The sequence below is a fragment of the Klebsiella sp. HMSC16C06 genome, assembly GCF_001808325.1.
GTDB lineage: Bacteria > Pseudomonadota > Gammaproteobacteria > Enterobacterales > Enterobacteriaceae > Klebsiella > Klebsiella variicola.
Genome location: NZ_KV793021.1, coordinates 66,266 through 87,506 on the forward strand (window position 1 = coordinate 66,266; position 21,241 = coordinate 87,506).

The 21,241-nt window shown below is 61.5% G+C and carries 24 protein-coding genes and 1 riboswitch; of the genes, 4 read left to right on the forward strand and 20 right to left on the reverse strand.

Annotated elements, in window-relative coordinates; genetic code table 11:
- Positions 1 to 29 precede the first annotated feature (29 nt).
- From tssF to tssE, 4 genes are read left to right on the forward strand one after another with little or no spacing between them, the layout of a single operon-like run.
- On the forward strand, positions 30 to 1,790 hold the full coding sequence (gene tssF, locus HMPREF3142_RS22985) for a type VI secretion system baseplate subunit TssF (RefSeq protein WP_048268387.1): 1,761 nt from the start codon (positions 30 to 32) through the stop codon (positions 1,788 to 1,790).
- Positions 1,754 to 2,836 (forward strand): type VI secretion system baseplate subunit TssG, encoded by a 1,083-nt coding sequence (gene tssG / locus HMPREF3142_RS22990; protein ID WP_070612725.1) that lies wholly within the window; start codon positions 1,754 to 1,756, stop codon positions 2,834 to 2,836. The genes tssF and tssG overlap by 37 nt, the downstream gene beginning before the upstream one ends.
- The gene (gene tssJ, locus HMPREF3142_RS22995; RefSeq protein WP_012540696.1) at positions 2,817 to 3,350 is read left to right on the forward strand and encodes a type VI secretion system lipoprotein TssJ; all 534 of its coding nucleotides are present in this window, start codon (positions 2,817 to 2,819) and stop codon (positions 3,348 to 3,350) included. Before tssG ends, tssJ begins: the two co-directional genes overlap by 20 nt.
- 3 nt (positions 3,351 to 3,353) lie before the next feature.
- Complete coding sequence (tssE, locus tag HMPREF3142_RS23000) at positions 3,354 to 3,779, forward strand: type VI secretion system baseplate subunit TssE (RefSeq protein ID WP_070612727.1); 426 nt, start codon at positions 3,354 to 3,356, stop codon at positions 3,777 to 3,779.
- A gap of 224 nt (positions 3,780 to 4,003) precedes the next feature.
- Here tssE and cobT read toward each other — a convergent pair whose 3' ends face one another.
- From cobT to pocR, 20 genes are all read right to left on the reverse strand, one after another.
- The gene (gene cobT / locus HMPREF3142_RS23005) at positions 4,004 to 5,059 is read right to left on the reverse strand and encodes a nicotinate-nucleotide--dimethylbenzimidazole phosphoribosyltransferase (RefSeq protein WP_070612729.1); all 1,056 of its coding nucleotides are present in this window, start codon (positions 5,057 to 5,059) and stop codon (positions 4,004 to 4,006) included.
- A 43-nt stretch (positions 5,060 to 5,102) separates the two neighbouring features.
- Positions 5,103 to 5,648 carry a bifunctional adenosylcobinamide kinase/adenosylcobinamide-phosphate guanylyltransferase gene (gene cobU, locus HMPREF3142_RS23010; protein ID WP_008806281.1) on the reverse strand — a complete coding sequence of 182 codons (546 nt, stop codon included), beginning with the start codon at positions 5,646 to 5,648 and terminating at the stop codon, positions 5,103 to 5,105.
- Entirely contained in the window at positions 5,642 to 7,165 is a 1,524-nt protein-coding gene (locus HMPREF3142_RS23015; protein ID WP_070612731.1) for a cobyric acid synthase, read from the reverse strand. The genes cobU and HMPREF3142_RS23015 overlap by 7 nt, the downstream gene beginning before the upstream one ends.
- On the reverse strand, positions 7,162 to 7,986 hold the full coding sequence (locus HMPREF3142_RS23020) for an energy-coupling factor ABC transporter ATP-binding protein (protein ID WP_070612733.1): 825 nt from the start codon (positions 7,984 to 7,986) through the stop codon (positions 7,162 to 7,164). The genes HMPREF3142_RS23015 and HMPREF3142_RS23020 overlap by 4 nt, the downstream gene beginning before the upstream one ends.
- An 8-nt stretch (positions 7,987 to 7,994) precedes the next feature.
- Entirely contained in the window at positions 7,995 to 8,672 is a 678-nt protein-coding gene (locus HMPREF3142_RS23025; RefSeq protein WP_023287951.1) for an energy-coupling factor ABC transporter transmembrane protein, read from the reverse strand.
- The gene (locus tag HMPREF3142_RS23030) at positions 8,659 to 8,940 is read right to left on the reverse strand and encodes an energy-coupling factor ABC transporter substrate-binding protein (protein WP_008806285.1); all 282 of its coding nucleotides are present in this window, start codon (positions 8,938 to 8,940) and stop codon (positions 8,659 to 8,661) included. Before HMPREF3142_RS23030 ends, HMPREF3142_RS23025 begins: the two co-directional genes overlap by 14 nt.
- Before the next feature lies 1 nt (position 8,941).
- Complete coding sequence (cbiM, locus tag HMPREF3142_RS23035; RefSeq protein WP_008806286.1) at positions 8,942 to 9,679, reverse strand: cobalt ECF transporter S component CbiM; 738 nt, start codon at positions 9,677 to 9,679, stop codon at positions 8,942 to 8,944.
- Complete coding sequence (locus HMPREF3142_RS23040; RefSeq protein ID WP_070612735.1) at positions 9,679 to 10,389, reverse strand: cobalt-factor II C(20)-methyltransferase; 711 nt, start codon at positions 10,387 to 10,389, stop codon at positions 9,679 to 9,681. The genes cbiM and HMPREF3142_RS23040 overlap by 1 nt, the downstream gene beginning before the upstream one ends.
- Complete coding sequence (gene cbiK / locus HMPREF3142_RS23045) at positions 10,386 to 11,180, reverse strand: sirohydrochlorin cobaltochelatase (protein WP_008806288.1); 795 nt, start codon at positions 11,178 to 11,180, stop codon at positions 10,386 to 10,388. Before cbiK ends, HMPREF3142_RS23040 begins: the two co-directional genes overlap by 4 nt.
- Before the next feature lie 10 nt (positions 11,181 to 11,190).
- Complete coding sequence (locus HMPREF3142_RS23050) at positions 11,191 to 11,976, reverse strand: cobalt-precorrin-6A reductase (protein WP_070612736.1); 786 nt, start codon at positions 11,974 to 11,976, stop codon at positions 11,191 to 11,193.
- Complete coding sequence (locus HMPREF3142_RS23055; protein ID WP_008806290.1) at positions 11,973 to 12,698, reverse strand: precorrin-3B C(17)-methyltransferase; 726 nt, start codon at positions 12,696 to 12,698, stop codon at positions 11,973 to 11,975. The genes HMPREF3142_RS23050 and HMPREF3142_RS23055 overlap by 4 nt, the downstream gene beginning before the upstream one ends.
- Entirely contained in the window at positions 12,698 to 13,753 is a 1,056-nt protein-coding gene (cbiG, locus tag HMPREF3142_RS23060) for a cobalt-precorrin 5A hydrolase (protein ID WP_048964004.1), read from the reverse strand. The genes HMPREF3142_RS23055 and cbiG overlap by 1 nt, the downstream gene beginning before the upstream one ends.
- Entirely contained in the window at positions 13,734 to 14,507 is a 774-nt protein-coding gene (locus HMPREF3142_RS23065; protein ID WP_004149602.1) for a cobalt-precorrin-4 methyltransferase, read from the reverse strand. The genes cbiG and HMPREF3142_RS23065 overlap by 20 nt, the downstream gene beginning before the upstream one ends.
- Positions 14,500 to 15,069, reverse strand: coding sequence for a decarboxylating cobalt-precorrin-6B (C(15))-methyltransferase (locus HMPREF3142_RS23070; protein ID WP_016161750.1), 570 nt, complete (start codon positions 15,067 to 15,069; stop codon positions 14,500 to 14,502). The genes HMPREF3142_RS23065 and HMPREF3142_RS23070 overlap by 8 nt, the downstream gene beginning before the upstream one ends.
- Complete coding sequence (locus tag HMPREF3142_RS23075; protein WP_070612738.1) at positions 15,059 to 15,664, reverse strand: cobalt-precorrin-7 (C(5))-methyltransferase; 606 nt, start codon at positions 15,662 to 15,664, stop codon at positions 15,059 to 15,061. The genes HMPREF3142_RS23070 and HMPREF3142_RS23075 overlap by 11 nt, the downstream gene beginning before the upstream one ends.
- The gene (gene cbiD / locus HMPREF3142_RS23080; protein WP_016161752.1) at positions 15,658 to 16,797 is read right to left on the reverse strand and encodes a cobalt-precorrin-5B (C(1))-methyltransferase CbiD; all 1,140 of its coding nucleotides are present in this window, start codon (positions 16,795 to 16,797) and stop codon (positions 15,658 to 15,660) included. Before cbiD ends, HMPREF3142_RS23075 begins: the two co-directional genes overlap by 7 nt.
- A complete protein-coding gene (locus HMPREF3142_RS23085; RefSeq protein ID WP_002915711.1) occupies positions 16,794 to 17,429 on the reverse strand; it encodes a cobalt-precorrin-8 methylmutase in 636 nt (211 codons plus the stop codon). The genes cbiD and HMPREF3142_RS23085 overlap by 4 nt, the downstream gene beginning before the upstream one ends.
- 10 nt (positions 17,430 to 17,439) lie before the next feature.
- Positions 17,440 to 18,399 carry an adenosylcobinamide-phosphate synthase CbiB gene (cbiB, locus tag HMPREF3142_RS23090; protein ID WP_070612740.1) on the reverse strand — a complete coding sequence of 320 codons (960 nt, stop codon included), beginning with the start codon at positions 18,397 to 18,399 and terminating at the stop codon, positions 17,440 to 17,442.
- Positions 18,396 to 19,772: a cobyrinate a,c-diamide synthase gene (locus HMPREF3142_RS23095; RefSeq protein ID WP_070612741.1), complete on the reverse strand. Its 1,377-nt coding sequence runs from the start codon at positions 19,770 to 19,772 to the stop codon at positions 18,396 to 18,398. Before HMPREF3142_RS23095 ends, cbiB begins: the two co-directional genes overlap by 4 nt.
- A gap of 92 nt (positions 19,773 to 19,864) precedes the next feature.
- Positions 19,865 to 20,043, reverse strand: a riboswitch (cobalamin riboswitch).
- Between the two features lie 280 nt (positions 20,044 to 20,323).
- Positions 20,324 to 21,235 carry a transcriptional regulator PocR gene (pocR, locus tag HMPREF3142_RS23100; protein WP_012967304.1) on the reverse strand — a complete coding sequence of 304 codons (912 nt, stop codon included), beginning with the start codon at positions 21,233 to 21,235 and terminating at the stop codon, positions 20,324 to 20,326.
- Between the last annotated feature and the right edge of the window lie 6 nt (positions 21,236 to 21,241).

The window sequence follows — 21,241 nt, forward strand, 5'->3', positions numbered from 1 at the left end:
CATCACCGGCTATTAAGGAAATGCTCATTATGGATGATTTAACCCAACGCTATTACGAAGCCGAAATGCGCTACCTGCGTGAAGCGGGTAAAGAGTTTGCACAAGCGTATCCTGATCGCGCCGCTATGCTCAATCTCGATAAGCCCGGCGCGCGCGACCCTTACGTCGAACGTCTCTTCGAAGGTTTCGCCTTCCTGATGGGCCGCCTGCGGGAAAAACTGGATGACGATCTACCTGAACTGACTGAGGGGCTGGTGAGCCTCCTGTGGCCTCATTATCTGCGTACAATCCCGTCGCTGTCGGTGGTGGAACTGTTAACCGATCATCGGCAAATGAAGCAGAGCGAAACACTGAGGGATTTTCAGGTGCTCTCGAGGCCCGTCGGCGAACACCGGACACGTTGCTGCTACAGCGCCACGCGGGATATCACCCTGCTTCCGCTGGCTTTACCAGAGGTGTCGTTACAGTACGAACAGGATGGACGCTCGGTTATCCGTCTGCGCTTTGAGTGCAGCCCGCTGGCTGGCGACGGGTCACAGATTGATTTATCGAGACTGCCGCTCTATCTCAATGCGGACAGTCCGCTGGCTTGTGCATTACACCGGGCGCTGACGCTGGGGGTGCAGCAAATCTGGTTTCGCCTGCCGGGGGAGGAACGTCGGACACTGGACGGTTATTTTTCCCCGATGGGGTTCGGTAAGGACGATCCGCTCTGGCCAAAAGGCGAATCGGCCTTCAGCGGCTACCAACTACTACTGGAGTATTTCACCTTCCGCGAGAAGTTTATGTTTGTCGCCCTCAACGGGCTGGAGAATGTGGTCTGGCCGGCAGGAATGAGTGGATTCGAAATTGACGTGGTGCTCGCGGAAAGCTGGTCTCACGATCTGCCGTTCAGCACCGAAAATATCCGCCTGCACTGCGTACCGGTGATCAACCTGTTCCCCCTGGAAGCCGATCCACTGCATCTTTCTCCGCTGGAAAATGAATACTTGCTGCGCCCCATGCGTATTCAGGACGGGCATACGGAAATTTACTCCGTCGATAATATTATTTCTTCGCGACACACCGGCAGTCAGGCATATGTGCCCTTTTCCAGTTTTCGCCACCGGGGCGGGATGTTGCGTCACGATTCGCCGGAACGTTATTACCATACGCGGGTAAAACGCGGCCCTTCCGGTTTGCATGATACCTGGCTGATCCTTGGGGGCGACGCATTCGATATCGACCGCCTGCTGGAAGACGAAACCCTGTCCCTGAGTCTGACCGGCACCAACGGTCAGCTTCCGCGTAAAGCGCTGCAGAGCACGGTGCTGGACACCCCCGTCTACGCCACGCAGCATACACTGCGGGTGCGCAACCTGTGCGCGCCGACGCAGCCCTGTTATCCCCCGGCGCGTGACCGTTTCCACTGGCGGGTTCTCAGCCACTTAGGCTCCAACTTCCTGTCAATGATGGACAACGCCGAAATCTTGCGCGGCACGCTGGCGCTGTACGACTGGACGGAAAGCGAAATGAATCGACGCCGTCTGGAGGCAATCGTTGACGTTCAGCATCACCTGATTCAGCGTTTTGAAAAAGGTTTTCTACTGCGCGGCGTGGATATTCAGGTCACGCTGGACAGCAACGGTTTCGCCGGCGAAGGCGATATCACCCTGTTTGGCGAACTGCTGCACCGCTTTTTCGCCCTGTATGCCGACATCCACTTATTTACTCAGTTGACGCTGATTCTGCAACCTACAGGAAAATGTTTGCAATGGACAGAACACCACAGCCAGCGCGTACCGGGCTGACGGAAAGACTTGCTCCGGACATTAACCGAATTAACTTTTACCGTTTCTGCCAGCTTCTTGAACAAAGCCAACCACAGACGCCACCGCTGGGGAGCACAACCAATCCGGCAGACGATCCCGTCCGTTTTCGTCCACATCCGGGGATGGGGTTCCCGGTCAGCGAACTAAAAAGCGTCGAACAAGATTTGGATCATCCTGACGCGCCACCCACGGTGCGCACCACGTTTCTGGGGCTGTACGGTGTGGATTCACCGCTGCCGACAGCTTATCTCGACTACATCGCGCAGCGCCGGGACGGCCATGAAGCGATGATGGCGTTTCTGGACATTTTTAACCATCGCTTTATCACTCAGTACTATCGTATCTGGCGCAAATATAATTACCCTACGTCGTTTGAACCGGGAGCCGTGGATAATATTTCCCGCTGCCTGCTGGGGTTGATTGGTCTGGGCATTCCCGGCAGCGAAAATCATATCGCCACGCCGGTCTCGCGTTTTCTTGCATTACTCAGCGTGATGCGTCTGCCGACGCGTACAGCAGAAGGCATAACGGCGCTGGTCAGATTACTGGCCCCCCAGACGAAAGCGACAGTTATCCCGCACGATCCACAACAGATTGTCCTGCCTGAACCTGCGGGTTTATCAAAAAGATCGCGTATTTGCCTGAAAACTCGGGCACTGCTGGGCAACACCGGCACTGATGTTAACAGCCAGTTACTGCTGAAGCTATATACCGAAGACGACGGAGAGGCACGCGGCTGGCTGCCGGGCGGGCAACTACATACCGACCTGCTGGTGCTGTTGCGTGTCTATCTAGGCTGGCGCTACCAGGCCCGCCTGCAACTGACTTTGCCCGTCAGTCTGCTGCCTCCGGTACAGTTGGGAAAACAGCGCGTTCAGGTAAGCCGAACGGGCGTGCTGCGGGCGTCTTTTGCTGCCCCAGTCGCTGGTACGGTCACGGTCAGTCTCGGGCGTTATCAAGGACTCATACCCACATCATCCACCCGCAACAGGGAGAGTGTTACTCATGTTTCTTACACCCTATAAACGACATGCTGTCAGCGTACTTGCCGCCGCGACGCTGCTGAGCGGCTGCGGTCTGACCCAGAGAGTGACTGACGGCACTAAAGAAGTAGCATCGGCGATTTTCTACAAGCAGATCAAAACGCTGCATCTCGATTTTGTATCGCGCAGCGCGCTGAATACAGATGCGCAAGACACACCGCTTTCCACAATGATCCATGTCTGGCAACTGAAAACACGTGAGCGTTTTGACGAGGCCAACTATGACACGTTGCTTATGCAGGAAGAAAAAACGCTGAAATCAGATGTACTGGCCAAACATACCGTCTGGATGAAGCCAGCGGGTGCGGTTTCCCTGAATGTCCCTCTGGATAAAGAGACCCAGTTTGTCGCCATCGTTGGTCAGTTTTATCACCCCGATGAACAAAGCAACAGTTGGCGACTGGTACTCAAAAGGGATGAACTGGAAGCTGACAGGCCCCGCACCATAGAGCTGATGAGAAGCGATCTCCGCCTGCTCCCCCTTCAGGATAAGTAACCGATGGCAGCATCTTCTTTATTTGAAATGCTGACTTTCAGCTTCAGTGGTGAGCTGCCGCTGGAGCAGGTCAGCGAGCGGGATCAGCTTATTCTCTCCGTTATGGACAACATGCAGCGCATCATCAACTGCCGGGCAGGAACGCTGGCGCATTTACCGGATTATGGTTTGCCGGACCTCAGCATGATTCATCAGGGAATGACCGCGGGTATTCATGGTTTGATACACCAGATAGAAGAGACGTTACTGCGCTACGAACCCCGCCTGAGCCAGTTGCGCGTGGAGTTGCAGCCGCAGCCCCGTCCGGGGCACCTTAATTATCTTATTTATGCCCAACTTCCCGATACCGGCTGGATACGCTTTGATGGCGTATTTTCTGCGGAAGGCCGGATTGTGCTGCGTCATCTCAAACAGCAGGAGCGCGCGTGACTTATGTCAGGTAGCGCACCTTCATTGAAGCTTGCAGATTGCGCCAGAAAAGTAACAAGGAAAATCAATTTATTGATTTTCGGCTGATAACCACAAAGGAGGAAAAACTACGCTTTTTCCTTTTTTGCCAGCAACCTGAAACACCCTCAAGGGTGTTTTTTTGTTTCTGCCGTCGGCAAACCTCTGCCGAAAACGGGAACGGCTATTGCCGCCCCCTCGCCGGCTTACCCCTTCGGTAACACAATATTGCTTGCCGCCAGCATGCCCATGCGATGGTACATCGCGCAGGCTGCCTCGACGATCGGCATCGCCAGCGCCGCGCCGCTGCCTTCGCCCAGACGCATGCCCATATTGAGATACGGTTCGAGGCCCAGGTGCGCCAGCGCGATACGCGCCCCCTTCTCCGCCGAATAGTGGGACGGGATCAGATACGGTTTTACCTCCGGCGCTATCTGGCACGCCGCCAGCGCCGCCGCGTAGGAGAGAAAGCCATCCAGCACCACCGGCAGCCCGCAGGACGCCGCTCCCAGCATCACGCCCGCCATCCCCAGCAGATCGAAACCACCGACTTTGCTCAGCACATCGAGACCATCATTCGGGTCGGGCTGATTGACGGCGATAGCCCGCCGCACCACCTCCACCTTGTTGCCAACCTTCGCCAACGGCAGATTGGCGCCAATCCCGACCACCTCCTGCGCATCACTGCCGGTCAGAACGCTGACCATCGCCGCCGCCGGCGTGGTATTGGCCATCCCCAGCTCGCCGACACCAAACAGAGTAACGCCCTCCCGGGCCAGCGCGCGGGTGTAGCGCATCACCTCCAGCAGCAATTCCTGCCCCTGCTCACGGGTCATGGCCGGGCCGCGGGCAATATTGCCGCAGCCCCGCGCCACCCGCATATTCACCACCCCGGGGAGCGGTTCGCTATCGATACCGACATCAATCACATGCACTTGCGCCCCGGCCTGGGCGGCGAGCACGCAGACGCCGGTGGTGCCGCGGGTCATATTCGCCGCCTGGATGGCGGTGACCGCTTTCGGCGAAATCGCTACCCCTTCGTCCCACACCCCATGATCGGCGCACATCACCAGCAGGGCCTTTTTCGCCACCTGCGGCTGGCCGCCCAGGCCGGGCATTCCCGCCAGCTGCACCGCCAGCGCCTCCAGACGGCCGAGGCTGCCGGGGGGCTTGAGCAAGCCGTCGATATGGTGTTGTGCCCGCGCCATGGCGTCGGCGTCCGGCGCGGGGATCGCCCGCAGAACCGTGTTTAAATTTTCCATACAGAATCCCTGCCAGGGCTGGCCCGGTCAGCCAGCGATTGAGTTATTTGATTTTGACGCCGATGCCGGAGACCACCAGCCAGACCGCATCCGCCGCGGCCGCCAGGCGCTGATTGACCCGCCCGGCGATATCGCGAAAATGCCGCGCCAGGCGGTTCTCCGGCACAATGCCCATCCCCACCTCGTTGGTCACCAGCACGACGTGCGCCGGGCAGCGCTGACAGGCGGCAATCAGCACGCCCATTTCGTCATCAATAGCCCGCTCCATGGCGGCGTAATCCCAGCCGTCGGGGTCGCTGTCGCCGCCGAGCGCGAACAGCAGGTTGGTGACCATGGTGGTGATACACTCCAGCAGAATCGCCTCCGCTGGGGCGATATCCGGGGTGATCAGTTCATCAAGCTGCTGCCAGCGCTCGGCGGTGCGCCAGTGGGCGGGCCTGCCGTCGCGATGGTGCTGGATCCTTGCGGCCATCTCGTCGTCAAAGATTTGCGAGGTGGCGATATATAACACCTGCGGCGCATCGGCAATCAGCGCCTCGGCATGGCGGCTTTTGCCGCTGCGCGCGCCGCCGGTAACCAGAGTCAGCATAGGGGCTCCTGATGTTGGCGCATGATGGCGTAAATTTTATCGATGGCGATATGTTCGCGCATGGCGTCCGCCAGCCGATCAAACTGCCGGGTTTTATAGCGGGCATACTCCAGGGCGCTATCCAGCGGCGCCAGCCCTTTGCGCTGGCGCAGGCCGTTGAGCAGCGCCCGGGTAAAGGCATCGCTGTCGAACAGGCCATGGAGATAGGTGCCGAATGCCAGGCCGTCGTCGCTTATCGCCCCGTCCTCTACTGACTGTCCCGCTTTATGCAGCTGCAGCAGCGGCGGGCTGCCGGCCTCACGGCGCGTCTCGCCCATATGAATTTCGTAGCCACTGACATGCAGACCTGCCGCGTCGGCTAACCATCCCGGGAGGTTAGTTCCCAGGGTCGCCTGCACCTGGGTGGTGGTTTTGTGCTGGGCGAAGTGGGTCACGGTCTTCAACACCCCCAGTCCGGGCTGGGTGCCAAGGCCAGACTCCACCTCATCGATAATGGTTTCGCCGAGCATCTGATAGCCGCCGCAGATCCCCAGCAGCGGCACCTTGCGCTGCCGGGCCTGCTCGACTGCATGCGCCATGCCGCTCTCGCGCAGCCAGCACAGATCGCCGAGGGTATTTTTACTGCCCGGGAGAATGACCAGGTCGGCGTCGGCCAGCGCCTGCGGGTCGCGGACATAGCGCACCCGGACGTCTGGCTGCGCCGCCAGGGCGTTAAAGTCGGTAAAATTGGCGATATGCGGCAGGTGAACCACGGCGATGTCGATGTCGCGCCGGTCGGTGCGATGGTATTTCCCGGCCTGCAGCGCGACGCCGTCCTCATCCTCGAGATCCACGTCAAGCCACGGCATAACGCCCAACACCGGCACCCCGGTCAACGCCTCGATCTGCTCTATCCCCGAGCGCAGGAGCGCCACATCGCCGCGGAATTTATTGATAATCACCCCTTTCACCCGCGCCCGCTCCTGAGGCTGCAGTAGCGCCAGCGTACCGTAAATCGCGGCAAACACCCCGCCGCGGTCGATATCGGCCACCAGGATCACCGGACATTGCGCCATCTCGGCCATGCCCATATTGACGATATCGCGGTCGCGCAGGTTAATCTCCGCCGGACTGCCGGCCCCTTCCAGCACCAGCGCCTCATACTCTCCGGCCAGGCTCTGGTAGACCGCGAGGATCTGCTCGCGCAGGCGCGGCTTGTACTGGTGATAGCTCACCGCGTCCATGCTGGTCGCCACCTGCCCCATCAGGACCACCTGCGCCTGACGGTCGCTGGTGGGCTTGAGCAAAATCGGATTCATGCGGACATCCGGCGCGATCCCTGCCGCTTCGGCCTGGAAAATCTGCGCCCGGCCCATCTCTTTGCCATCCGGCGTAATGCCGGAGTTCAGCGCCATATTCTGTGATTTAAACGGCGCGGTACGCAGCCCATCCTGATGAAAAATACGGCACAGTCCCGCCACCAGTACGCTTTTCCCCACGTCGGAAGCCGTGCCCTGTAACATCACTGCCAGCGTCATGACGCCTCCTTTATCGCGCCTATCGCGTTGTTGTGCATCCGCTGAAAAAACTCCGCTTCGGTTTTACACAGCGGCAATCCCAGTTCGCTATGAAGTTTCACCAGCCACGGCTGGGTCAATCCTGCCCGGTCCATGATCTCCGAGCAGGCAAAGACCTCGCCGGGATCCCCCGCAGCCAGCACTTCGCCGTGACGCAGAACGTAAACGGCGTCGCTCACCTCATAGATCAGATCGATATCGTGGCTGGAGATCACCACGCGTCGCCCCTGCCCGACAATGCGCCGGATGATGGCGATCATCTGCGCCCGCCCCCGGGGATCGAGGCCCGCGGTGGGCTCGTCAAGCAGCAGGTAACGCGCCTGCAGCACCAGCGCCCCGGCGATCGCCACCCGTTTTTTCTGCCCATGGCTGAGACACTGGATCGGCTGCTGGCGAAACCCCTGAGCATCAACGAGGGTCAACGCTTCATCCACCCGGCGGGCGATCTCCTCTTCCGCCACCCCGAGATTACGCAGGCTAAAAGCGATATCGCTGTCGATATCGGTATAGAAGATCTGCTGGTCCGGATCCTGAAACACCGTCGCCACCTGCTGGCGCAACGCCAGCAGACCGCGCTTGCTGTAATTCAGCGCCTCTCCCTGCCACAGCACCGCCCCCTGCTGCGGGCGCAGCAGGCCGCTCAGGTTCATAAACAGCGTCGACTTTCCGCAGCCGTTGGCCCCCACCAGGCCGGTCACCGCATGGCGGGAAAAATCCAGCGTCAGCCCTTTAAGTACCGGCTCATCCTGATAGCGAAACCAGAGATCGGTTGTGGCAAGCATACTTATCCTTAGAGGTGAAAATCACCCTGGTACAATTTGATATCCAGCGCGGTGCTCATCTGCTGATAGCGCAGGAGGACGCGAGTGAACAGCAGTCCCACCAGCATCGCCAGCGAGCGATAGCCCTGCGGCACGCTACCATAGCCAAAACGTAGGGTTTGCGCGCGGTGAATCGCCATCGCCTCGTCCAACAGAATAAAAATGAAGCGCCAGGTCAGCAGGATCTGCTCCGTCAACAGTCGCGGTACGCGACCGCGCTTGAGCAAGATAATCAGCTGTGGGAAAGGCAGATTAAGCACCAGCCAGAGCGTGGCCGCCATCGCTGCCAGGCTGCGCCAGAAGGTCTCCCCGGCCACGACCAGCCCCGGAGTGGACACTCCTATAGAGAAAGCGCCCAGCCGGATGCTGGCTAACAGCATCTGCGGGTCGCGGCTGACGCTGAACACAATGGTCAGCACGCCGACCAGCAAAAAGCCAAAGGGTAGCGCCATCCAGCGGCACCAGCGCCAGAATGAGACCCGCAGCAGCCAGCAGGTCAGCGCGGCGGTCAGCGCCAGCGTCAGCGCCTGGCCCCACGCCGGCAGCGTAAAGGCCAGCACCATCAGCAGCAGCCAGAGCAGAAACTTACGCTCTGGCGCCACGTGCAACCAGCGGCTCTGGTAGCTGAGTCGGTCAAACCCGGTCATCACGGCGCTGCCTGCCCCTCGCATAGCCGAGAATGTAAAAAATCACCGCCGCGCCCAGCGAGCCCTGCAGGGTAAACAGCAGGCTCTCAATCTCGCCGCTCGCCGGTTCGTACAGCGGCTGGAACCAGGGTTGATAATCCGGCGCCACCACCTGGATCTGGCTCTCCGCTTCGCCGTCCGAACCGCCAAACTCACCGCCATGATTAATAAAAAAGGGCAGGATCATCAGGGCAACCACCATCGCCAACAGGATCAGGGGCTTTTTCATATTAATGTCCCTCCGCGGCGATCAGCCGCCGTTTGGTCAGTTGATCGTAGATCATCACGGTAAGCAATCCTTCCGCGATGGCGATTGGGATCTGCGTCAGGCAGAAGATCCCCATAAACTTCAGGATCGATCCACCTGCCCCGGTGGCCGGATCGGGAAAGGCCACCCCGAGCTGGACGGAGGTGACAAAGTAGGTCATCAGATCCGCCAGCATGGCGCAGAGAAAGACCCCGACATCGCGACGGATCCCCGCCCGGCAGGCCAGCTTCCACACCAGATAGCCGACCATCGGGCCGATCACCGCCATCGACATCCCGTTAGCGCCAAGGGTGGTCAGGCCGCCATGCGCCAGCAGCAGCGCCTGGAACAGCAGAACGATCGCCCCCAGCACCGCCACCACGCCCGGCCCGAAGAGGATCACCGCCAGACCGACGCCGGTCGGGTGCGAGCAACTGCCGGTCACCGACGGGATCTTCAGCGCCGAAAGAACAAAAATAAACGCCCCGCAGAGGGCCAGCAGCACCTTCTGATTGCTCTCCTCCTGGACGATACGCCGCAGGCGCACCAGGCCGTACCACAGGCAGGGTAAAAACAGCAGCCACCACGCCAGCGCCCACATCGGCGGTAAAAAACCCTCCATGATATGCATGGCGAACGCCTCCTGCGGGACGATGATCAGCAGAACAGCCGCCGCCAGCCCCCCGTACGAAAGCTGCTTCAGCGATTTCACCTGATTCATTACGCCTCCTCCCACTGTTTGTTAACCAGGATGGTCGAGAAATAGGGCAGCGGCTGGTCATCGCTGACCTCGCGCAGACGGCGCCAGCACTGCTCGCCCGGCAGGGTGGCCTCTGACATCATCAGCGCCGCATCCAGCAGCCCCGCCTGCGCCAGCAGCGCCTTAATGCGGGCGAAGCGGCCGTAGACTTTCATCAGCACCAGACTGTCATGCTGGCGCAGCGCCGCGGCAATGTCCGCTTCCGGCGCGGTACAGGAGATCACCGCCAGCGACTGCTGCTCCATAGCCAGCGGGGTTTTCGCCCGCGCGGCAATGGCGGCGAAGGAGGTAACGCCAGGGACAATCTCCAGCCAGTCCGGGCAGCCAATCCGCTGCAGCAGAAAGACCCAGGTGCTGAACAACATGGCGTCGCCGAGGGTGATAAATCCGACCTGCCTGCCCGCCGCCACCTCCTGGGCCAGCGCCGCGGCAACGTCGTTCCACACCGCCTCTTTTTCCGCGCTGTCGGCGCTCATCGGAAAATGGCAGCAGCGGACCTCCGTGTGTGCGCCAAGGTACTCGCGCACGATGGAGAACGCGAGGCTGTCGCCGCCTTTGCGGCCGGCTGGCGCATACAGCACATCCAACTGGCCGAGGATCCGCGCCGCACGCACGGTGATCAGATCGGCCGCCCCCGGCCCGGTGCTCAGGGCGTAGAGTTTGCCGCTCATGCTGCTTTCTCCATCGCGTTATTCAGCGCCTGCTGCAGATGGGCGACAAACATCGCCCGCACCGCCGGATTTTCCCCTAACCCGTTCAGCCACGGCGTGGCGGGGATGCCGGCGGCATTGAAGCGGGTTTTCCACGAATCGTCTTCGTCGGAGGCCATATCATTAATGGCATGATCGCCGGCCACCAGCATCAGGGGCATCAGATGCACGCCGGTCACGCCCTGGCGGGAGAGTTCGTTAATGACGATGTCCACTTCGGGATAGCTTTCCACCGCCCCCACCCGCGCCGGAAAACCCTGCACCGCCATCATATGATCCAGACAAGCGTAGGCCGCGAAGGCGTGGTGGCTGGCGCCGTGCCCCATAAACACCACTCGCTCCGTCGCCGCCAGCGGCGGCATCTGCTGGCGCAGGGCCTGCATCAGCTGAACATAATCGCCATGACCGCTCAGCAGCGGCACGCCCAGCGTCAGGCGCTGAAAGCGCGGGCGCAGGCTCTGCACTTCGCGAACGATCTTCTCGTACTCGTCGCCGTTGATAATGTGCAGGGACTGGATCGCCACATCCTGGTACCCCTGCTCAGCCAGCTTTTGCAGGGCCTGCAGCGGGGTATCGATATGGATACCGTCGCGCTGCCGCAGTTTGCGAATAATCATCCCCGAGGTGAAGGCGCGGAACAGCGTGCGATCCGGACAGCTGGCGGCAAGATCGCGCTCGCAGGCGGTAATGTTCTTCTCGCGGGTGTCGTGATAGCTGGTGCCGAAGCTCACCACCAGAAGTGCTTTTTTCATATCCTGTTCCTCAAGTCGCCGACAGCCAGCGCGTCAGCCGCGTAGCGAAATCGGCCTGGCTTTCCAGTAATTCATCGCCCTTCACCAGCGGCGCCGGGCGGGTAATGACGATGCAGGGGATCCCCGCATCAAGACAGGGTTGTACTTTTTCCTGATAGCCCCCTTCCGCGCCCGAGGCTTTCGTTACCACAACATCAGCCCGGCACTGGCGATAAAAGGCGGCGTTAAATTCGGCGCTGAACGGCCCGCAGAGGGCAAAGATTTCCCCGACGCCAAACCCCAGATCGCTACAGTGCTGAACCACCTCCGGCACCGGCAGCACCCGGGCGAGCAGCGTTTTGTCCGCCAGTCCCGCCCGCCAGGCCGCCAGATCTTTGCTGCCGGTGGTCAGCAGGATCCGCTCCCCGAGGCGACGGGCCAGCACGCAGGCCTCGTTCAGATCGCCGACCACGTGAAGTAGCGGATGGCGCAGATCGCTCAGCTGCTCCGGCCTTTGATAGCGGCTGAGCAGGACCCCGACGCTGGCGCAGGCGCGCACAATATTCTGGCTGACCGCCTCGGCGTAGGGGTGAGAGGCGTCAATCACCCAGCGGGTGCGCTGCGCCCTGAGCCACTCCGCCATCTGCTGCCACTCCATGCGCCCGCAGCGTATCCGCCCGCGGATATCGCCGGCCAGCCGCTCGCCGGTGGGGGTCGCCACCGACAGGGTGTAGCGCACGCCGGCGGCGTCCAGCTGCTGGCAGATCGCCCGCGCATCGCTGGTGCCCCCGATAACCAGCACGTCGCCGTGGTTCACAGCGCGTAGCCTCGCGGGGTGATCATCAGACCGTTGTCGATGTAAGTCGCTTTGTTGCCGACGATGACCAGACTGGTCATATCCACCGGGGCAAAATCCATCTCTCCGAGGGTGGTCAGCCATTTCTCCTGCTTTTTGCGCCCGGCGGATTTGACTACGCCGACCGGCGTGTCCGGGCTTTTGCTGGCCGCCAGCAGCGCAAAGGCGCGCGCCAGATGCCCTTCGCGGCCGCGGCTGCGGGGGTTGTAAAAACAGATAACGAAGTCTGCTTCCCCTGCGGCGACAATGCGTTTTTCAATCACTGGCCACGGCGTCAGCAGATCGCTGAGGCTGATATGGCAGAAATCATGCATCAGCGGCGCGCCGAGCAGCGAAGCGGCGGCGATACTCGCCGTCATCCCTGGGATCAGACGGACCTCAATGTCCAGCTGCTGCTTATTGACCAGCTCCAGCACCAGCCCCGCCATGCCGTAGATGCCGGCGTCGCCGCTGCTGATCAGCGCAACGTTGTTCCCGGCCTGCGCCAGCTCAATGGCGGCCTGGCAGCGTTCAATCTCTTTGCACATGCCGGTTTTGATCACCTGCTTGTCACCGGTAAAGGCTTTTACCAGGTGGGTGTAGGTTTTGTAGCCCACCACAATCTCTGCCGCCTGCAGGGCCTCCACGGCTTCCATGGTCATCATCGCCTGCGAGCCAGGGCCAATTCCGATTACGCTTAACATCAGTGTGTTACTCCCAAAGTAATGGTCACGCCCTGCTCGCGCAGGGTTTCGCCGGACAGGTTTCCCTGACTCAGCAGCCAGGCCACCGGACCGGAGACGCTGCCGACGCCGACCGTCTCCCGGACAAAAGACGAGGCCGGAAAGCGGTGCTCGTGCTCGCGCAGCGCCTCGGCGCTGAAGGTTTCGAACGGCACCCGGCAGCGGTGAGCCAACTGGCGCAACCCCGGCTCGTTTGCCTTCAGGCTCACGCTGCCGATCGCTTTCAGCGCCAGCGGGTCAAGACGCTGAGCGGCAAGCTGGCGATCCAGCAACGTACAGAGCAAGGAACAGGGGGTGTCGCGCCGACAGCCGATGCCCGCCACCACCCGCTGGGGCACCAGCTTCCAGTGAGGTACCGGCAGCGACGGCAGCGACCGGCGCAGGGTGACGCAGATCAGCGCGTCGAGCGCCGGCAAGCGCGCCAGGTCGCTTACCGGGATAAAGCCGCGTTGGTCGCACCGGCTTAGCGCCTCGGTGAATTCGCCGTCGCACCACAGCCCCACCCGCTTGCCGCTCACCAGCATCTGGTTGACGGTTTTCACCGCCGCGCGAAAATCGGTCATCCGGGCGTTCAGCTGGAAGGCCAACGTGTCGAGGGCGGCCAGCTCGTTGACATCGGTGGCGGTGGTGATCACCGGGTCGGCGTCGAGCATCCCGGCCAGATAGCGGGTCAGCGCATTCGCCCCCCCGGCATGGCCGGAGAGCAGGCTGATGACGTGCCGGGCGCGCTCATCAATCACCACCACCGCCGGGTCGCTGAACTTGTCATTCACCAGCGGGGCCAGCACCCGCACGGCAATCCCGGTGGCGCCGATAAAAATCAGCGCCGAGAAGCTGCTGAATGCCTCGCGGGCTGCGCTGGCAAAGCCGCCGTTGAAGGGGATAAACCCCGCTTCCTGCAGCGCTTCGCTGGTGTAGCAGGTGAGCGGCAGCATGGCCGCCAGCCGTTTTGCCAACCGCACGCCGCCGGGCGTCAGGCAAAACAGGGCAATGGATTCAGGCTTTACGGTATTCATGGCTAAAATCCGCTGCGTACAGTTTTGAGTAGTGATACTCATCGCCGAGGAAGGGGCCGACCAGGATCAGCGCCGTTTTGCGGATCCCGGCGTCGCGTACTTTGTCGCCGATGTCCGCGAGGGTACCGCGGACGGTCTGGCTTTCCGGCCAGGTGGCCTTGTAAATCACCGCGACCGGGGTGGTCGCGGGGTAGCCGCCCTCCACCAGCCGCTCCGCCACCCGGTGAATACGTTGCACCGACAGGTAAATCGCCATCGAGGTTTGATGGCTGGCAAAGGCCTCCAGCTGTTCGCGCGCGGGAACCGGCGTGCGCCCTTCCAGACGGGTAATAATCAGACTCTGCGAGACTTCGGGCACCGTATACTCCACCCCCAGCTCCGCCGCCGCGCCGAGGAAAGCGCTGACGCCCGGCACCACCTGCCAGCGGATCCCGCGGCGGGTCAACTCTTCGCCCTGCTCGCGCACCGAGCCATACAGCGAGACGTCGCCCGTCTGCAGACGCACCACCGTTTTTCCCGCCTTCACCCCCGCCTCCATCAGGTCGAGGATCTGCTCCAGATGCAGCGCGGCGCTGTCGTGGCACTCCGCCTGTGGCGGACAGTAGGCCAGCAGCTCGGTGTTGATCAGCGACCCGGCGTAGATCACCACCTGCGCCTGCTGCAGCAGACGGTAGCCTTTGAGAGTAATCAGTTCGCGATCGCCCGGACCGGCGCCGACGAACCACACGCAATGGGGATCAAAAGTCTCAGCCATGGTTTTCTTCCTTCTGACAGGCGATGACAAAAACGGGATTATGGGGTTTGAAATAGTGGCCGCTGCCCAGCGTAGCCAGGGTGGAGACCGCCAGCTGCTGGCAGTCCACCTCGTGGATGCCGCACTGCTGCAGGTGCCCCAGGGCGCTATGAAGGTTTTCCTGCAAAATAAAAGTCATCACCAGCCGGCCGCCGGGATGCAGCTGCGCCAGCGACCAGTCGATCAGCGCCGTCAGGTGGCCGCCGCTGCCCCCCATAAAGATCGCGTCGGCTTTGTCGGCGACCGCCAGCGGCGCAACGCCCGCCACGATAGCGATGTTGTCGCAGCCAAAGCGCTGCCGGTTCTCCGCCAGCAGGCGCAGCGCGTCGGCCTGACGCTCAATCGCCGTCACCCGCAGCGCCGGGTTCTGCAGGGCGGCCTCAATGCTGACGCTGCCGGTGCCCGCGCCGATATCAATCAGGTGGCGCGCCCGGTGCAGCTCCAGCTTCGCCAGCGCCAGCGCGCGCACGGCCTCTTTGGTCATCGGCACCTGGGCGCCGCGCAAAAACAGCTCATCTTTCATCGAGGATCACCACCGCATTCATCTCATATTCGTCCTCCACGGCGCTGACCGGCAGCCAGTGGATCCGCTCGTTTTCCATCGCCAGATTTTCGCCGATCACCATCCAGCGGTGGCCTTTGCCGCGGGCCGTCAGCTGGGCGGCAATCTCCCGCGGACCACAGCGGCCGTCGGTCACCATGGCGACTTTCCGGTGGGCGGCCAGCGCATCGACGCTCACCGCCCGGCCATGGCTGCTGGTCAGCCACATGTCGTTCATGTCGATGCCCGCCCGGGCGCAGAGGTACTGCACCGCGCTGATGCCGGGGATCACCTGCACTTGTTCCCGGCCAAAATGGGCAATCAGCCGGGTGCCAATGCCATAGAACAGCGGGTCGCCAGAGGCCAGCACCACGACGTGGCGCCCGGCGCGGGCCTCGATCCACGCCAGCAGCGCCGGAATATCAGCCCCCAGCGCGTAGCGCTCGCCGGCGAAAGCGGGAAACTGCTGGAGATGGCGGCTGCCGCCCACCAGCGCCTCGGCGGCGGCGATCGCCTCGCGCGCGGCCGGGGCCAGCCACTGCAGCCCCGCCGGGCCCATTCCCACGACCGTCAACATGTCAGCTCCCGGGCAATCGCCGCCAGCGGACGGCTGCTGCCCAGCACCTGGTTATCAAAAGAAAACAGAACCGCGTCGCAGGTGGGCGGGTGCTGAGTGAAGCGCAGCATCTCAAGAACGCGCTGGCAGATTCGCTCAGCCAGATGGTTATAGAGGCGCTGGTATCCCCAGGCGTCGATATGCTCCATTGCCGCTTCGGTGGTGTCGCACTCGCTGACCAGCGTCAGCAGCGGCAGCGGCGCGCCAAGCAGCGCCAGATGAGCGACGAGGGTTTCCATCCGCGCATCGGCGATATGGCTGTGGGTATGAAAGATCCCGGCGGCGATTTTGATCAGTTTGCCGGGGTGGCCGATGAGCACAATCTGGCGGAAACCGAGCCGGACCGCCTCTTCAATCATGTAGCCGACGAAGTTGCTCATGGTGACGACTATCTGCGGGTCGATGCCCATCTGTTCGCGGACAAAGCGCTCACCGTGGTTGCCCGGCACCAGCACTACGCGATCCAGCCCGGCGGCGCGTTTTATCTCCAGCTCGAGGGAGAGCGAGCGCTTCCAGCTCTCTTCCGACATCGGGGTGACGATCCCGGTGGTGCCGATAATCGAGATCCCGCCGAGGATCCCCAGCCGCGCGTTATAGGTTTTTTGCGCGCGAAGTACGCCTTCCGGAGCAAAGATTTCCACCTGCGCGCCGCGGGAAGGGCCAATCGCTTCGCGCACGGCGGTCTCGATGGTGTGCCGCGGAGTACGGTTTATCGCCGGGCTGCCTGTCGGCAGGCCGATCCCTTTGCGGGTCACCGTGCCGATGCCCTCGCCGCCCAACAGGCTAATCTCTCCGCTGTCATTGAGGGTCACCCGGGCAAAAATCAGCATGCCGTGGGTGGCGTCGACATCATCGCCGCCGTCTTTACGGATCGCGGCGACCGCCTGCTGCCCTTCGACGTGCGGAGACTCGACGTTCAGGCACAGGGTGACGCCGGAGGGGGTGACGATCGAGACCTGGTGGATCAGATGCTGGCGCATCACCATCAGCGCCGCCACTTTTGCCGCCGCCGTGGCGCAGGAGCCGGTGGTGTAGCCCTTGCGCAGCGCTTTGCCGTGATGCCATACCGGGGCGTCAAAGGTCTGATCGCTCATTGCGCCTCCCGCAGGTGGTAAAGCAGAGCGTTCACAATCGCTGCCGCCACGTTGCTACCCCCTTTGCGGCCGAGCGCGGCGATGGCCGGCAGGCCGCTCTCGCTGAGCGCCGCTTTCGACTCCGCCGCGCCGACGAACCCGACCGGCACCCCCACCACGCCGCCGATGGCCGTCTCGCGATGTTCCAGCAGGCGAAACAGCGCGGTTGGCGCATTACCGAAGACGAACACTTTCTCCCCGGGCTCCTGCACCGCAATATCCACCGCCGCCATCGAGCGGGTCATCCCCCGGCTTTGCGCCTCGCGCACCACCCGTGGGTCGCTGATATAGCAGCGGCATTCGCCGCCAAAGCGGGCCAGCAGGGTTTTGTTGATCCCGGACAACGCCATGGTGGTATCGGTATACAGCGTGCAGGGCCGGCTCAACGCCTCGCTCAGCGCGATCAGGGCATCCGGAGAAAACCACAGAATATCCAGCCAGTCGAAGTCAGCGGTGGTGTGGATCACCCGCTTGATAATCGCCTCGTGCAGCGGGCTGGCGAAACGGTAGTCCGGTCGCGTTTCGGCGATGATCTCGCTGATGATGTCGAAGCTTTTCGCCTCGATCGCCTGCGGTTGTTGGATGTACTGCATCAGGTTCTCCTCAGGCCGCGCCGACCAGCCAGTAGCGCACGCCGATAAATAGCGCCAGCGCCAGGCTTGACGCCACCCACATTAATCGAATGGTTCGGGAAATATCGTCCACCGCGATGTCGCGGACGGCGTCGCCTATCCAGGGCTTTTCAATGCGCTGGCCGAAGTAATCGTTCGGGCCGCCAAGGCGGATCCCCAGCGCGCCGGCGACGGTCGCTTCCGGCCAGGCGCAGTTAGGACTGCTGTGCTGATAACGATCGCGCCAGCCCGTACGCAGCGCCCGGGCGCCATCTTCCCGGCATAGCACTGCGGCAAGGCTGAGCAGCAGCCAGCTCAGCCGGGCGGGAAGGAAGTTGGCTACATCATCAAGACGGGCGCTGACCATGCCGATCGCCCGGTATTTTTCGTGTTTATAGCCGACCATGGAATCGAGGGTGTTGACCGCTTTATAGGCCATGGCCAGCGGCGCGCCGCCCAGCAGCAGGAAAAAGAGCGGCGCGATAATGCCATCCACCGTGTTTTCCGCCACGGTCTCCACCACCGCACGGTTGATCTGCGCTGGCTGGAGCTGAGAGGTATCGCGCCCGACAATCCAGGAGAGCTTATGCCGGCTTTCGGCGAGATCCCCGGCCTGCAGCGGCCGGGCCACCGCCATCGCCGACTGTGCCAGACAGCGTCCCGCCAGCACGGTGAAGATCATCCACACCTCCACCAGCCATCCCAGCCAGGGATGGAGCCCGTGCGCCAGCGCCAGTGCGCCCCAGGCCACGCCCCATGTCAGGCCGGTCACCACCAGCCACATTACCCCGCCGCCGATGCGCAGCGCCCGGTCGCTATGGCAGACGCGCCGCACCACACGCTGGCTGACGGTGATCAGGCGACCTATCCAGCGCACCGGATGCGGCCAGTGCGGCGGATCGCCAATGAGCACATCAAGTATCCAGGCCACACACCAGGCGAGAAGAGTCATTGCGCCCTCCTTGCCGCTCGCAGCCAGTGGTTGAGCATGGTGGGGCGCTGGGCAAAGTGGACATGGAGATAGCTGGCAAAGGCGCTGCCGGACTGCCATCCTCCCGGCCACTGCTGGAGCGTCTTACCGTCTCGCTGTTTACGGCAGGCCAGTACGGCAGGGGTGGCGGGCGAAAAATCGGAGTAATGAAATTCATGGCCGCGCAGCCACTCGCCAGGAGCGGCCAGCAGCGTCTGTTGCTGCGCCTGCGCTTCGCAGTAGCCGAACCGGGTCAGACGCGTCCCCATTCGGCTGTGTCCAGGAATAATATCCGCCATGGCGTAGCGCTCGCCGCCGGTGACTTCCAGGGTCGTGCCCAGATACATCAGGCCGCCGCACTCGGCGTAGATCGCCACCCCGCGCCGGTGCGCCGCGCGAAGCTGCGCCAGCATCTCATGGTTGGCGGACAACCCGGCCGCATGCAGCTCCGGGTAGCCGCCGCCGAGCCAGATCATCTGGCAGGCCGGCAGCTGGCGATCGCGCAGCGGGCTAAAGCGCACCATCTTCACGCCGCAGCGCGCCAGCAGCGCCAGGTTATCGGGGTAATAAAAATTGAAGGCCTCATCGTCGGCGAGGGCCAGCGTCAGTCCTTCGCCGGCGTCGGCGGCAAGCTGTTCCCCCCACTCGCCCACCGGCATGGCGGCCAGTTCGCTGAGGGCCAGTAGCCGGTCTATGTCGAGGGTGCGCCCCAGCAGGCTGGCAAAATCCCGCCATGCCTGCTGATTGACCACCGACTCGCGGGCGGTCACCAGCCCCAGATGCCGTTCGGGCAGCGCCACGCCTTCCACGCGCGGCACATAGCCGAGCACTGGCACCTGACAGTAGCGCTCAATGGCGCTTTTCAGCAGCTGGAAGTGCGCGTCGCTGTTAACCCGATTGACGATAACGCCAGCGATGTTGAGGGCCGGATCAAAGTGTTGAAAGCCCATCACCGTGGCGGCGACGGAAGTCGACACCGCTTTGCCATCCACCAGCAAAATCACCGGGCAGCCAAGCTGTTTGGCCATGGCCGCGCTGCTGCAGTAGTTGGGGTCGATGCCGTAGCCGTCATACAGGCCCATCACCCCTTCGATAACCGCGATGTCGGCCTGCTGCAGTTGTTCGGCAAACAGCGCGTTGAGTATCGGGGCGGGAAGCATAAAGCTGTCGAGATTGCGGGAGGCGACGCCGCTGATGGCGGTGTGCCAGGCAGTGTCCAGGTAGTCTGGCCCTACCTTACAGGGTTGCACCCGCAAACCGCGCTGTTGGAGCAAGCTGAGCAGGCCAAGCGTAACGGTGGTTTTGCCACAACCGCTGCCGGTACCCGCAAGAATAAACGCACGCCTGGTTGCCATACCCTGTCCTGTTCAGGTGGTCGGGGTATAGCTGCGCACATGCCTGGTCCTGCGACCACGCACCGCTAAGCCACCCACTTCCCACCGAAGTTGTTGGTCAGTTACCGGCAGGCAGGTCTTCTGGCTTAGCCTCGTTCTCGCCCGCCCTTCCCAATCTTTCGATCAGTGGTTTTTGCGGGGTCGTCAGCATCACAGCAGCGGGGGCTGCGGGGGATTTACACCCCCTTCCCTGACACCAAACTGGTGTCGAACCTGTCGGTTGTATTCGCCGATGCGCCATGCATCCGCGGTTAATGTTTCAAGCTTACTTTTACCGCCTCATCGCCTGCAAAATGACGTCCGCGAGGTGAAGCGGTGTTGTGATATTCATCAGTCTCGTATTAACGGACACTCTATCCCATCACAAAAATAAAAACTGGTGTAGTTTATCCCTCGAATATCACTATTTTGTTGCGCTATGACAATTTATTGCTCTACTGTCGTTTTTTTCATTTTATAATGATGAAGATACTCCGGGATATCAAAAATCGGCAATAGCAAAATATTGTCATTTAAAAAGACTCAGTTTGTGATCCGGCATTAATTTGCTGACGAAATGCCTGCGGCGTTACCTGATAGGTCTGGCGAAACACTTTGCAAAAATAGCTGGTTTGCGAAAAACCTAAATTCCGCGCGATGCTGGCAATGCTCCAGTCGCTGTGGCATAGCAGCTCTTTTGCGCTCGCCATCCGCTGCTGATTGACCCAGGCGTTAAAGCCGATCCCCTGATACTTTTTAAACAGTTTGCTGAAGTAGTACGGGCTGAGATAGACGTGCGCCGCCACGTCCTCCAGACGCAGCTCATCGGAGAGATGCGCGTCGATATAGCGCAGCGCCTTCTTCATTTTGCCATCGTGCGGCGAGGCCGCCCGGCAGGCCTGCGCCGGGTCGTTCTGCGGCGGGTTATCTTTGATAACCACAAAGTTGAGCTGTTTTTTCAGGCAATTCTCGACGATCAGCTTCAGCAGATCCGCCGAAGCGATAACCCGCGAATAGTCCATCTCAGGCACATCGCGAAACGCCTGGACCAGCGCCGGATCGTCCTGCCAGCGGTCATCCACGTTCAGAATATCAACCAGTTCAATATCATTGCTCAGACGCACCTGGCCGCACAGCACGAAGCCAACGAGGTGGCCGGCGATCACCAGCGGGATGGAAAAATCAGTTAACCCCGCGTGACAGCGGTAGATACACAGCTGGTCATTTTTCGAGGCTTCCAGCCCGCCGCAGCGGTCGCTCATGCGACAGCGTCCGCTGTGCTCCGGGTGCTGACGCATGAGTTGGCAAAACGGCGTGAAATTAAACAGTTCAGAAATCTCATCACCGTGAATATTGACGACCACAACCGCCAGACTGGTGGCTTGCGCAAAATCCTGTGCGATTTTATTGATGAGTTCTGAGTTCAGGGTACTCGCAGAAATCATGATAAA